The sequence below is a fragment of the Prescottella equi genome, from assembly GCF_002094305.1.
Classification (GTDB): domain Bacteria; phylum Actinomycetota; class Actinomycetes; order Mycobacteriales; family Mycobacteriaceae; genus Prescottella; species Prescottella equi.
In genome coordinates, this window is sequence record NZ_LWTX01000001.1 from 167,742 (window position 1) to 180,610 (window position 12,869).

At 69.4% G+C, this 12,869-nt stretch carries 9 protein-coding genes; 5 read left to right on the top strand and 4 right to left on the bottom strand.

The annotated features are described in order from the left end of the window. Positions 1-61: 61 nt before the first annotated feature. Both A6I89_RS00850 and A6I89_RS00855 read left to right on the top strand, forming a co-directional pair. Positions 62-1,285, top strand: a complete 1,224-nt coding sequence (locus tag A6I89_RS00850) for an aminotransferase-like domain-containing protein (protein ID WP_005518597.1) — start codon at positions 62-64, stop codon at positions 1,283-1,285. Between the two features lie 123 nt (positions 1,286-1,408). After that, on the top strand, positions 1,409-1,987 hold the full coding sequence (locus A6I89_RS00855) for a type II toxin-antitoxin system prevent-host-death family antitoxin (protein ID WP_022597205.1): 579 nt from the start codon (positions 1,409-1,411) through the stop codon (positions 1,985-1,987). Here A6I89_RS00855 and glpK read toward each other — a convergent pair. Further along, on the bottom strand, positions 1,951-3,465 hold the full coding sequence (glpK, locus tag A6I89_RS00860) for a glycerol kinase GlpK (protein WP_044991324.1): 1,515 nt from the start codon (positions 3,463-3,465) through the stop codon (positions 1,951-1,953). The genes A6I89_RS00855 and glpK overlap by 37 nt on opposite strands. A gap of 75 nt (positions 3,466-3,540) precedes the next feature. Here glpK and A6I89_RS00865 point away from each other — a divergent pair, with 75 nt between their 5' ends. Continuing rightward, positions 3,541-5,295 (top strand): glycerol-3-phosphate dehydrogenase/oxidase, encoded by a 1,755-nt coding sequence (locus A6I89_RS00865; protein WP_005518605.1) that lies wholly within the window; start codon positions 3,541-3,543, stop codon positions 5,293-5,295. Here the strand turns inward: A6I89_RS00865 and A6I89_RS00870 are convergent. After that, the gene (locus tag A6I89_RS00870; protein ID WP_005518606.1) at positions 5,273-5,812 is read right to left on the bottom strand and encodes a hypothetical protein; all 540 of its coding nucleotides are present in this window, start codon (positions 5,810-5,812) and stop codon (positions 5,273-5,275) included. The genes A6I89_RS00865 and A6I89_RS00870 overlap by 23 nt on opposite strands. 155 nt (positions 5,813-5,967) lie before the next feature. Here A6I89_RS00870 and A6I89_RS00875 point away from each other — a divergent pair, with 155 nt between their 5' ends. Beyond that, on the top strand, positions 5,968-6,585 hold the full coding sequence (locus A6I89_RS00875) for a TetR/AcrR family transcriptional regulator (RefSeq protein ID WP_022597202.1): 618 nt from the start codon (positions 5,968-5,970) through the stop codon (positions 6,583-6,585). Here the strand turns inward: A6I89_RS00875 and A6I89_RS00880 are convergent. Both A6I89_RS00880 and A6I89_RS00885 read right to left on the bottom strand, forming a co-directional pair. After that, positions 6,558-7,355 carry a DNA-formamidopyrimidine glycosylase family protein gene (locus A6I89_RS00880; RefSeq protein WP_022597201.1) on the bottom strand — a complete coding sequence of 266 codons (798 nt, stop codon included), beginning with the start codon at positions 7,353-7,355 and terminating at the stop codon, positions 6,558-6,560. The two genes, A6I89_RS00875 and A6I89_RS00880, sit on opposite strands and share 28 nt — an antisense overlap. Before the next feature lie 4 nt (positions 7,356-7,359). Further along, the gene (locus A6I89_RS00885) at positions 7,360-11,928 is read right to left on the bottom strand and encodes an ATP-dependent helicase (RefSeq protein WP_022597200.1); all 4,569 of its coding nucleotides are present in this window, start codon (positions 11,926-11,928) and stop codon (positions 7,360-7,362) included. A 339-nt stretch (positions 11,929-12,267) separates the two neighbouring features. Between A6I89_RS00885 and A6I89_RS00890 the strand changes: the two genes are divergently transcribed. Then, a complete protein-coding gene (locus A6I89_RS00890; protein WP_226347365.1) occupies positions 12,268-12,867 on the top strand; it encodes a DUF8020 domain-containing protein in 600 nt (199 codons plus the stop codon). Positions 12,868-12,869: the final 2 nt, after the last annotated feature.

Sequence of the window (12,869 nt, forward strand, 5' to 3'; positions counted from 1 at the left end):
CCTTCGTCCTGCGCCGTCGCACGTACGACGGCGCGCCGTCCCACGCCACGGAGCCGCCTCCATGTCACTCGATCCGTCGTCTTTCGACTCGTCCCCACGTCTGTCCTCCCGGATGGCCGGTCTGCGCAGTTCCGCCATCCGGGATCTGCTGACCCTCACCGCGCGTCCGGAGGTGATCAGCCTGGCCGGCGGACTGCCCGCCACCGAACTCGTTCCGCGGGAGAGGATCGCCGAGGCCGCGCACCGCGCCCTCGCCGATCCGCGCTCGGTCCAGTACGGCGAGACGTCCGGCTGGGCGCCGCTGCGCGAGACCGTCGCGGCCCGGGAGGGCGTCAAGGTGGGGCGGTCGATCGACCCGGCCGAGGTCGTGGTCACGCACGGTTCGCAGCAGGCGCTCAGCCTGCTCGCGCAGGTGCTCCTCGATCCGGGTGACACCGTCGTCGTCGAAGAACCCGGCTACACCGGTGCGCTGCAGGTGTTCCGCACGGCACAGGCCGCGCTGGTGCCCGTCGCGCTCGACGCGGACGGCATGGATACCGCGGCACTCGAGCAGGCTCTGCGGGAGGGGTTGCGGCCCAAGCTCGTCCACACGGTGAGCAACTTCCACAACCCTCGCGGCGTCGTGCTGTCGGCGGAGCGGCGGGTCCACCTCGCGGCGCTCGCGGACGAGTACGGATTCTGGATCATCGAGGACGACCCGTACGGCGAACTGTGGTTCGATGCGCCCGCGCCCGCCCCGGTCGCGGCGCACTCCGATCGGGTGATCCGGCTGTCGAGCGGATCGAAGACCCTCGCCCCGGCGCTGCGGATCGGCTGGCTGCACGGCGATCGCCGGGTGTGCGAGGCCGTCGAACTGCTCAAGCAGGGCGCGGACCTGTGCGGTTCGTCGCTCACACAGCAGATCGCGACGGAACTGCTCGGCGACGCCGCGTGGCTCGACGGGCATCTAGCCACCGTCCGTGCCGCGTACGCGGGGCGCGCGCACGCTCTCGTCTCGTCCCTCGAAGCCGCTTTCGGGGAACGTATCTCGCACGCGACGGTGCACGGGGGGATGTTCTGCTGGATCGAGTTCGCCGACGGCACGGACACCACGCGCCTGCTCGACACCGCCGTCGGGCACGATGTCGCGTTCGTGCCCGGCGGGGCGTTCGGCGTCGCGAGCGCCCACCCGCATGCGGCCCGGTTGTGTTTCGCGACCTACGACGGCGCGGTGCTGGCCGAGGGCGTAGACCGGCTGCGGGCCGCCCACTCGGCGCATCGCTCGGGAACTGTGATCGGTGCCTGAAGAGTTTTGTACAAAACCTCGTGATCTGTACCAAATGGCTTTGTCGGTGATCGATCTTCTGCGCTCGAACCGCGGTGCTTCCGCCCGGCCGGACTGTCGGACCGCGCGCCTAGCATCCGTGCAATGACGACGTCGGAGGTTCCGTTCGGGGAAGCGCGGGCGCAGCTGCGGGAGCTGGTGTGCCGGGTGGGATACCGCGGCGAGCGGATCACGATCACCCGGCACGGTGCGCCGGCCGCGGCGCTCGTTTCGCTCGACGACCTGAGAAGTCTCGAGGCGTTCGCGCCCGTCGGGGGCGATCCGGTGGGGCCCGAACGCCAGACGGTGGACGAAACCGTCGCGGTCGGCGGTTCGCTTCGCGAGGTGTGGAATGCGATCGCGCGGTACCGCGAACGCGCCGGATGGTGGGTGGATCTTGTCGTCGATGCGGAGGTCGGTGGCGATGCCCTCATCTCCTGGGACGAGCGCAGAGGCAGGGTCGTGGACTGCGTCGACGGTGAGACCATCGCGATGAGGTGGGGATCCGAGGCCGCAACGGCTCAGTCACCGATCGAGGTGCGGATCGACTTCGCCGGGGACGACGCCGAGGTTCGGATTCGCGCAACTCAGGTAGGGCCCGGTCCGGGTGCGGATTACTGGCGCGAGCGACTCCAGGCGTGGAAGGCCTACGTGGAGGCGTTGTCCTCGTCGGTCCAGCCGTAGGTGCGCTCGACGGCCTTGTTCCAGCCGGCGTAGAGGCGCTCGCGCTCGGCGTCGCCCATCCGAGGTTCCCAGGTCTTGTCCGCCGCCCAGTTGGTGCGGATGTCGTCCTCGCTCTCCCAGAATCCGACGGCCAGGCCGGCCGCGTACGCCGCGCCGAGCGCGGTGGTCTCGTTCACGACCGGACGCGTGACCGGGACATCCAAGATGTCCGACTGGAACTGCATGAGTGTCTCGTTGACCACCATGCCGCCGTCGACCTTGAGCGTCGTGAGTTCGACCCCAGAGTCGGCGCGCATGGCCTCGATGACCTCGCGGGTCTGGTACGCGGTGGCCTCGAGAGCGGCGCGCGCCAGGTGACCCTTGTTGACATATCGGGTGAGTCCGGCGATGACGCCGCGTGCATCGGGACGCCACCGCGGCGCGAACAGACCCGAGAAGGCGGGCACGAAGTACGCACCGCCGTTGTCCTCGACGGTCTGTGCCAGCGGTTCGATGTCCTTGGCAGACTGGATGATTCCGAGGTTGTCACGCAGCCACTGCACCAGCGAGCCGGTGACGGCCACCGACCCCTCCAGGGCGTAGACGGCGGGCTTGTCGCCGAGCTTGTAGCAGACCGTGGTGAGCAAACCGTGCTCGCTGTGGACCTTCTCGGTGCCGGTGTTGAGCAGAAGGAAGTTGCCGGTGCCGTAGGTGTTCTTGGCCTCGCCCTCCGACAAGCACGCCTGACCGAACGTCGCGGCCTGCTGGTCACCGAGGATCCCGGCGATCGGGATTCCCGCCGAGATGCCGGGCAGCGCCAGATCGCCGTACACCTCGGATGAACTGCGGATCTCGGGCAGCATCGACACCGGGATTCCCATCGCCGCACAGATGTCGTGGTCCCAGTCGAGGGTCTCGAGGTCCATCAGCAGAGTGCGCGAGGCGTTGGTCACGTCGGTGATGTGCAGACCGCCGGTGAGGTTCCAGATGATCCAGGAGTCGATCGTGCCGAAGGCGAGTTCGCCGGCCTCGGCCCGCTCGCGTGCGCCGTCCACGTTGTCGAGGATCCACCGCACCTTCGGCCCCGAGAAGTACGTGGACAGCGGCAGCCCGGTGGTCTCGCGGAAGCGTCCGCGACCCTCGTCACCGCCGAGCTCGTCGCACAGACTGTCGGTACGGGTGTCCTGCCACACGATCGCGTTGTAGACGGGCTTTCCGGTCTCGCGATCCCACACGACGGTGGTTTCGCGCTGATTGGTGATTCCCACCGCGGCGATGTCCTTGGCGGTCAGGTCGGTCTTGGCCAGGACCGACCCGACCATCTCGCGGGTGTTGGTCCAGATCTCCTCGGGATCGTGCTCCACCCAGCCCGGCTCCGGGAAGATCTGCTCGTGTTCCTTCTGTGCGACGCCGACGACGTCACCGTCGTGATCGAAGATCATGCACCGGCTCGAGGTCGTCCCCTGGTCGATCGCGGCGATGTACTTGGTCACGGTCATCCTCGTCTCTCGGGCAGTCTGGCCACGAAGCTACTAGCCTGAGACCAGATTCGCCGACAACCACGGGAGACCGAGTTGGACAAGCAGCCTGGTGTGCAGTTCCTCGGCCCGCAGCAGCGGGCGCAGGCGTGGGACCAGTTGGGAACCGAGCAGTTCGACGTGGTGGTGATCGGTGGCGGGGTGGTCGGTGTGGGCGCGGCCCTCGACGCCGCGACCCGCGGACTGAAGGTCGCGCTCGTCGAGGCGCGGGATTTCGCGTCGGGCACGTCGTCCCGTTCGTCGAAGATGTTCCACGGGGGTTTGCGCTACCTGGAACAGCTCGAGTTCGGGCTCGTCGCGGAGGCGTTGCACGAACGGGAGTTGTCGATGTCGACGCTCGCGCCGCATCTCGTCAAACCGCTCAAGTTCCTCTTCCCGCTGACCCATCGCGGGTGGGAGCGCCCGTACATGGCGGCCGGGTTCCTGCTGTACGACCGAATGGGCGGCGCGAAGTCCGTTCCGGCACAGAAGCATCTGACGCGCGCCGGCGCGCTGCGGATGGCGCCCGGACTCAAGCGTAATGCGCTGATCGGCGGTATCCGCTACTACGACACCGTCGTCGACGACGCCCGTCACACGATGACGGTCGCGCGTACCGCGGCGCACTACGGTGCGGTGGTGCGTACCTCCACGCAGGTCGTCGGTTTCCTGCGCGAGGCGGACCGAGTGTCCGGTGTGCGCGTGCGGGATTCGGAGACCGGCGCCACCACGGAAGTGAAGGGACACGTCGTCATCAACGCAACCGGCGTGTGGACGGACGAGATCCAGGCGCTCTCGCACCAGCGGGGCCGGTTCCGGGTGCGCGCATCGAAGGGCGTGCACATCGTGGTTCCGCGCGACCGGATCGTGAGCGACTCGGCGATCATCCTGCGTACCGAGAAGTCCGTGCTGTTCGTGATTCCGTGGGGTAACCACTGGATCATCGGCACCACCGACACCGACTGGAACCTCGACCTCGCGCACCCTGCCGCCACCGAGGCCGACATCGACTACATCCTCGGCCACGTCAACAAGGTGCTGGTCACCCCGCTCACCCACGAGGACATCGACGGCGTCTACGCGGGTTTGCGTCCACTGCTTGCGGGGGAGAGCGACGAGACGTCGAAGCTGTCCCGCGAGCACGCGGTGGCGCGCGTGGCGCCGGGCCTGGTCGCGATCGCCGGCGGGAAGTACACCACCTACCGGGTGATGGGCAAAGATGCCGTCGATCTGGCGGCCGAGGATCTTCCGGCGGCCGTCGCGTCGTCGATCACCGAGAAGGTTCCGCTGGTGGGCGCGGACGGCTACTTCGCGCTCGTGAACCAGGCGGTGCACCTCGGACAGCTCTACGGATTGCACCCCTATCGGATCAAGCACCTGCTCGGTCGCTACGGATCGCTGATCGACGAGGTTCTCGCCCCGGCCAAGCAGTCGCCGGAACTGTTGCAGCCGATCACCGATGCGCCCGACTACCTGCAGGCGGAGGCCGTGTACGCCGTCGCCGCGGAGGGTGCGCTGCACCTCGAGGACATCCTCGCCCGCCGCACGCGCATCTCGATCGAGTACACGCACCGCGGGGTGAACTGCGCCGAGCAGGTGGCCCGCCTGGTCGCGCCGATCCTCGGCTGGGACGACGCCACGATCGACCGCGAGGTCGAAACGTACCGCGCCCGCGTCGAGGCCGAGGTGCTCTCGCAGGCGCAGCCCGACGACCTCTCCGCCGACGCCCTGCGTGCCGCGGCGCCCGAAGCCCGCGCGGAAATTCTCGAACCGGTACCCGGCACCGCCCCTAGTGGGTCAGCACGACCTTGAGCACGACGATCGCGGTGGCGACGACGGCGAGCGCCGCCGCCGCGATCAGCGTGTAACCGGACGGCCGCTCGCCGCGCAGGCGCGTGATGACGAACACCATGGACGCGATCCGGACGAGGATCGCGACCTCGGCGATCACCTGCGCGGTGAACGGTTCGAGCCAGCCGAAGTATGCGGTGCCCAGCACGACGATCGGCACGACCGCCGAGCTCAGTACCGGTACCGAGTCGCGAAGCTCCGCGAAGCGTTCGGCGGTGGTCAGCTGACGGCCCGAGCGCACCGACTTGCCCACCCCCTCGGCGAACGCGTGCGCGATGAACGTGGAGATCGCCGTGCCGGCGACCACGGCGATCGTGCGGGAATCGCTGCGCGAGATCGTTTCCGGGATCAACGCCGCGAGGATGAGGATGTTGCCGTACACGTAGGCACTGATCCGGCTGGCGGCGTTGTCCTTGTCGAGCGGCACGGACCGGCTCAGCAGCGGCCGGTGCAGCAACGAGCGGAGATCCGATTCCATGCGACAGAGCGTCGCACAATCACCCCATGGGTGGCGCGTAGTGACTCGGATCGTTGCGGTGAACGAGCCCGTCATGCGAGCCGACTTCCCGAAAGAGTGACTACACCTGTTGTCGGATTAGGATCGGCGGAAGTCGGTCAAGGACTGGAGGGTTGTTGGACGCGCAACGGCGGACCTGGGCGGGCGCCGGCCTCGAGGAACGCCGCGCCGCGCGCCGGGAGGCACTCCTGGCTGCCGGAATCGAACTGCTGGGCGCAGAGGGCGGCGCCGCCGTCAGCGTTCGAGCGGTCTGCCGAGCCGCCGCGCTCACCGAGCGCTACTTCTACGAGAGCTTCGCCGACCGGGACGAATTCGTGCGGGCCGTGTACGAGGACGTGGGCAGGCAGGCGCGGGACGCGCTCGTCGCGGCCGTGGCGTCGTCGGGATCGCCGCAGGATCGGGCGGTCGCGGCGGTGTCGGCGTTCGTCGAGTTGATGGTCGACGATCCGGCGCGCGGGCGGGTGCTGTTACTCGCACCACTGGCCGAACCGGCGCTGGGTGGACAGGGACTCGAACTCGCGCCGGCATTCGTCCTCCTGGTGCACCAGCAACTCTCGCCGCTGTCCGATCCGGACGAGCGTCAGATGACGGCGGTCGGTCTGGTCGGAGCTTTGACGAGCCTGTTCATCGGATACCTCGACGGCACGATCACCGCTCCGCGCGAGCAGTTCGTCGCGCACTGCGTCGCGCTGCTGCAGGCGGCGGGTCAGCCGCCGGGCGGGAGCAGTGGCTGACAGTTCGGACACCAGAAGATCGACCGCTCACGGCCGGGCTCCTCACCGAACTCAGCCGCGGCGATCGGAGTTCCGCAGCGCAGACACGGCTTGCCGCCGCGCCCGTACACCCAGTCCCGTCGTCCCGGCCGCCGGTCGCCGGTGGTGACACGGACGGGTCGGTCCCGGTTGGCGCGGAGCACCCGGTGCGCGAGGTCGACCACCTTCGGCAGGTCCGGCACCCGAGCGGTTGGGGTGCGCGGATCGACGCCGCGCAGGAAGCAGATCTCGTTGCGGTACACGTTGCCGATACCCGCCATGATGCGCTGGTCCAACAGTGCCTCCCCGATGGGACGTTCGCCCGCCGCAACGAGATTCGAGGTGGCCACCGCAGCGTCCCAGTCCGCGCCGAGTAGATCGGGGCCGAGATGCCCCACCACACTCTCCTCGTCGCTGCGATCGATCACTTCGGTGATCCCGAGGGAGAAGCCCACGGCGACAGTGTCTTCGGTGCCCAGGACGATCCGTGCCTGGTGTGCGGGACGCCGCCATCGAGCGCCGCGTGGATACACCTGCCAGGAGCCCTCCATCTTCAGGTGCGTGTGGATCGTGTGCGCGCCGATACGGGTCAGCAGATGTTTGCCCCGGGCGACGACCGCGTCGACCGCCTCGCCGGACAGGTCCACGGTCGCGTAGCGCGGCACCCGGATGTCGCACTCGGTCAGGACGCGACCGGCGAGCGCGGTATCGAGGCGTCGCGCGGCCTGCCACACGGTGTCTCCCTCGGGCATCGCGTCACGCCCGCAATCGGAAGCCACGCGGGGTGGCCGAGAAGCCCACCTCGGTGAGCAACGGCGCGAAGTCGTTGCCGTGGATGGTGGCGCCGTCGACCTTCTCGACGACGACCTTGTCGATGCCGCCGCGTTTCACGGTGGCGGCAAGCGATTCGGCGGCGGTGCGCAGGACCCCGATGTCGTCGGTGAAGGTGAGGACGGTCCGTCCGCCGCGCTCGACGAACAACACCAGTTCGCCGTCGACGAGCGACACCAGGCCCCCGGCCTTGCGGCCCGGGCGATGCTTGGGGGCATCGTCACCGGCCATCGACTGCGGCCACGGCAGTGCCGCGCCGTAGGGGTTCGCGGGGTCGGACGCGGCGAGTGTGACGGCAGGTGCCGTCGTGTGGCGGCCCTCGATCGAGTCGCTGTGGGTGCGTAAGCGATCGACCACATCGGGCGTGGAGAACTGCGCGCCCCCGAGGGTGTCGACGAAGTAGCCGCGCCGGCAGCGTCCGCCGTCCTCGAAGCCGGTGAGCACCTTGTACATCGACGCGAAGCCGCCGGGGACCTCCTCCGCGACCACCGAGCCGCGCGTGACGACGCCGTACCGCTCGAGCAGCAGATCGGCGGTGGCGTGGGCGCGGAGTGTGGGGTCGGGTTCCGGCTCGGGTAGTAGCGACCACCGTCCCCCCGCGGTGGGCGGGCCGCTGCGGGTGGGCATCGTGGGACGTCCGAGCCGGCGATACGCGTGAGCGCGGGGCGCACGCCGCGGCGTGCGGTGGCTGGGGGTGGCACGCGAGGTGTCCGACAGCAGTGCCCGCAGCGGGGCCAACGTGTCGTTTCCGATGTACCCGGCCCACACCAGGTCCCAGAGCGCGGCGGCGAGTGCGGTGTCGTCGGTGGACTGCACGGTGTCGGACAGTTGCCGGAAGAAGTACGCGCCGCCGCCGGTCAGGGTGTCGAGGATGCTGCGATGCAGGTCGGTGAGATCGATCTCGGCGGGCGTCGCCAATGTCAGCGGAGACGAGTCGGCCAGGTGCAGGCTCACCCAGCCGTCCTTGCCGGAGATCTGCCCGGCACCGGACCACAGCACCTCGCCGGTGGCGGTGAGTTCGTCGAGCATCGCGGGGGAGTAGTCGCGCACCCGCGACGCCAGGATCAGCGATTCGAGGGCTGACGCGGGAACCGGAACGCCCGCAAGCTGTTCCACGACCGTCACCACGCCGTCGAGTCCGCGCAGCGAGCCGCCGACATGCTGCCAGCCGGGCAGGAACCGGCCCAGCGTCGCTGTGCTGACCGGCTCCACCTCCTCCCGCGCCGCCGCGAGCGAGCGGCGCCGCAGTCGGCGCAACACCTCGGCGTCGCACCATTCGCTGCCGGACGCGCCGGGCCGGAACTCGCCCTCGACGACACGTTTCTCGTTCGCCAGTCGCGCAAGGACGTCGCGAGCGACGGCGGAGCCGATTCCGAAGCGCTCCGCGGCCTCCGACACCGTGAACGGTCCGTGCGTGCGCGCATAACGACCGAGCAGATCGCCGAGCGGATCGTCGACGGGTTCGATGAAGGCGGCCGGAGTACCGATGGGCAGCGGCACCCCCAGTCCGTCGCGCAGCCGGGCGGCGTCCTCGACGGCCGTCCACCACTGGCGTCCTGCGAACGAGACGCGCAGCGCGCGCCGGTGCGCGACGAGTTCGTCGAGCCACGGCACCGGGTCGGCGGTGGAGCGCTCGGCGGCTTCCTCGGTGGTGACCGGGCCGAGCAGACGCAACAGATCGGCCATGCCCTCCACGTCGCGGGCATGGCGTTCGGGCGTCAGCCGCTGCAGTTCCCGCTCGGCTTTCGCGATGACGTCGGCGTCGAGCAGTTCGCGCAACTCCACCCGGCCGAGCAGTTCGGCGAGCAGTGTGGAATCGAGCGACAGTGCGGCTGCGCGACGCTCGGCGAGCGGGCTGTCGCCCTCGTACATGAACGCGCCCACGTAGTCGAAGAGCAGCGAACTCGCGAACGGTGACGGCGTTGCGGTCTCGACCTCGACCATCCGGATCTGCCGGCGGGCGATGCGGCCGAACAGATCCCGCAACGCGGGCAGGTCGTAGACGTCCTGCAGGCATTCGCGCACGGTCTCGAGCAGGATCGGGAAGGTCGGGAACTTGCGCGCGACGTCGAGCAACTGTGCCGACCGCTGCCGCTGCTGCCACAACGGGGCCCGCTTGCCGGGGGTGCGGCGGGGTAGCAGCAGTGCGCGTGCGGCACATTCACGGAACCGGGACGCGAACAGCGCCGAGCCGCCCACCTCGTCGGTGACGATGTCCTCGATCTCGTCGCGCTCGAACGCGAACAGTTCCGCGCCGGGCGGGGTGTCGTCGGTGTCGGGCAGACGCACGATGATGCCGTCGTCGGACGCGGTGGGGGCGGCGTCCACACCGAATCGTTCACGCAGGCGCGCACCGATCGCGAGCGCCCACGGTGCGTGCACCCGCAGCCCGTACGGCGAGTGCAGCACCAGTCGCCAGTCGCCGAGCTCGTCGCGGAAGCGCTCCACCACGAGGGTTCGGTCGGTGGGTACCCGCCCGGTGGCCTGTTGCTGGTCCTCGATCAGCGCGGCGAGGTTGGTGGTGGCGTTCGTGTCGAGCCCGGCGGCGACCAGACGCGCGGCCACCTCGTCCGGCGTGCTCGACGACAGCTCGCGCAGGAAGCCGCCGAGGGCCTCGCCGAGTTCGGCGGGACGGCCGAGACCGTCGCCGTGCCAGAACGGCAGCCGTCCGGGCAGCCCGTACGCGGGACTGACCAGCACCCGGTCGTAGGTGATCTCCTCGATCCGCCAACTGGTGGCGCCGAGCGCGAACACGTCGCCCACGCGGGACTCGTAGACCATCTCCTCGTCGAGTTCGCCGACCCGGGACTGTCGCTCGCCCACCATGTAGACGGCGAACAGGCCGCGGTCGGGGATCGCGCCGCCCGACGTGACGGCCAGACGCTGCGAACCGGGGCGCCCGGTGAGGGTGCCACCGTCGCGGTCCCACACCAGGCGGGGACGCAGTTCGGCGAACTCGTCCGACGGATAGCGACCCGCGAGCAGGTCGAGCGTCGACTCGTACGCCGAACGGGGCAGGGTCGCGAAGGAACCGCTGCGCCGGACGACGTCGTACCACTGTTCCACGTCGAGAGGTTCGAGGGCGGTGGCGGCGACGGTCTGCTGCGCGAGGATGTCGAGCGGATTCGCGGGAATCTCGAGTGCCTCGATCTTGCCGTTCGTCATACGTTCGACCGTGACGGCGCAGTGGATGAGGTCGGTGCGGTGCTTGGGGAAGAGCACACCACGGGAGATCTCGCCCACCTGGTGTCCGGCGCGGCCGACGCGCTGCAACCCGCTCGCGACCGACGGCGGCGCCTCCACCTGCACCACGAGATCGACTGCGCCCATGTCGATTCCGAGTTCCAGGCTGCTGGTGGCCACCACGCAGCGCAAACGCCCGGACTTGAGGTCGTCCTCGATGATCGCCCGCTGGTCCTTGCTGACCGAGCCGTGGTGGGCCCGCGCCAGCAGGGGATCGGCACCGTAGTTGACCTCGGTGGGCGCGCCGAGCTGCGCGGGCGGTCTGCCCTGCTTCTCGACGGCGCCGCCGAGCCGTTCGGCGTAGATCTCGTTGAGCCGGGCGGTGAGCTTCTCGGCGAGCCGGCGCGAGTTCGCGAACACGATCGACGAGCGGTGGTCGAGGATCAGATCGACGATCTGTTCCTCGACGTGCGGCCAGATCGACCCGGCCTGCGGAGTGGGCGACAGCGACTCCGGATCGGGCTCGGCGATACCGAGTTCCGTCATGTCCTCGACCGGGACCCGCACCGTGAGATCGAACGTCTTCGCCGCGGGGGGAGCGACGATGCGGATCGGTGCCGAACCCGCGAGGAAGCGGCCCACCTCCTCGTGCGGGCGCACCGTGGCCGACAGTCCGATCCGCTGGACCGGTTTGTCGCGCAGCATGTCGAGACGCTCGAGCGACAGCGCGAGGTGGGCGCCGCGCTTGGTGCCGGCGACCGCGTGGACTTCGTCGACGATCACGGTCTCCACGCCGGTGAGGGTCTCCCGCGCCGACGACGTGAGCATCAGGAACAGCGACTCGGGTGTGGTGATGAGGATGTCCGGCGGCGTCTTGATCATCTTGCGCCGTTCGCCGGTGGGGGTGTCCCCCGACCGCACACCGACGCGGATCTCGGGCGGTTCGAACCCCAGACGTTTCGCGGTCTGTGTGATGCCTACCAGCGGCGCCCGCAGGTTGCGTTCGACATCGACGCCGAGCGCCTTGAGCGGAGAGATGTAGAGCACCTTGGTGGTGCGCTGCTCCGTGGTGCGCCGCTCAGCGGCGCGCTTCTCGTCGGATGCGCCGGCCTCGACCGCCGTCGCCAACCGGTCCAGCGCCCACAGGAACGCCGACAGCGTCTTTCCCGACCCGGTAGGCGCGACGACGAGCGTGTGCGAACCACTCGCGATGGAGTCCCACGCACCCAACTGGGCGGCGGTGGGTGCGGGGAAGGCACCGTCGAACCACTCCCTGGTGGGCGCGGAGAAGCGATCGAGGACGGCGTCCATGCGGTCCATCTTGCCTGCAGGTACCGACACTTCGCCGATCAGCGATGCGGGCGCCCGACGGTCGCGGAGGCGACATCGCGTCTCTACTCCACGCCGGTGTCCCACGCGGTGGTCGGCACGCTCGCGCCGGAGAGTCGGTATGCCGGGGCGAATGCGGTCGAATCGGACATCACCGGACGCTGCCGGACCGGCGACGGGGCCCGTCGTCGAAGTCGTCCGAGAATCGGTCAGGAATCCCGGTTAGGCCGTACAGACCGGCCTCCACTCATTAGTCTAATGGATGTTCCGGACGGTCTTTGACCAGGTCGGGGCCGTCTTCCCGCAAGGAGGGAGCTCCCCGTGAAACTCCACAGGACTGCGGCTGTGTCCGTGCTCGCCATCGCTGCACTCGGCGTGGCAACCGGTACCGCCTACGCCGAGCCCGGGCCGCCGCCGGCGCCGGGCGCAATCCACTACCAGACCCAGATCGGCGCGAACGGTACGTCGCTCGACACCGTCCTCGATGCGGGCACCTTCCGGGTGGCCGGCGACGTCGTCGACGTCGTCGATCCGGCGGGGACGACCGTCGGCACCGTCCCGCTCACCTACCGGGTGGCCGGGGTGGACGTTCCGCTGGTGCCGTCGGTCGACGGCGGCAAACTCACTCTCACGCCGGCGATCCCGGCACAGGGTGTGAGTGCGCTGAACAACGTGGACGCGCGCCAGGACGCCTACTCGAACATGATCAGCGAGATCGAGAAGGGCTGGGTGGGCGGCGGCCAGATGAATGCGCAGATCGGCGCCGGTGTGGGCGCGGTCGTCGGGTGTGTGCTGTTCCTGTTCGTCGGCTGTATCCCCGGTGCGGCGATCGGTGGCGTCATCGGCGCGGCCACCGGAATCAGCAACGCCAACCCTGCGGTTCAGCCCGCGATCTTCGATTTCATCGGCACCCTGTACTGACC

Excerpts from the sequence above, each read along its gene's own strand:
- A6I89_RS00850 (WP_005518597.1), top strand. The coding sequence starts at position 62 with ATGTCACTCGATCCGTCGTCTTTCGACTCGTCCCCACGTCTGTCCTCC.
- glpK (WP_044991324.1), bottom strand. The coding sequence starts at position 3,465 with ATGACCGTGACCAAGTACATCGCCGCGATCGACCAGGGGACGACCTCG.
- A6I89_RS00880 (WP_022597201.1), bottom strand. The coding sequence starts at position 7,355 with ATGCCCGAGGGAGACACCGTGTGGCAGGCCGCGCGACGCCTCGATACC.
- A6I89_RS00855 (WP_022597205.1), top strand. The coding sequence starts at position 1,409 with ATGACGACGTCGGAGGTTCCGTTCGGGGAAGCGCGGGCGCAGCTGCGG.
- A6I89_RS00870 (WP_005518606.1), bottom strand. The coding sequence starts at position 5,812 with ATGGAATCGGATCTCCGCTCGTTGCTGCACCGGCCGCTGCTGAGCCGG.
- A6I89_RS00885 (WP_022597200.1), bottom strand. The coding sequence starts at position 11,928 with ATGGACGCCGTCCTCGATCGCTTCTCCGCGCCCACCAGGGAGTGGTTC.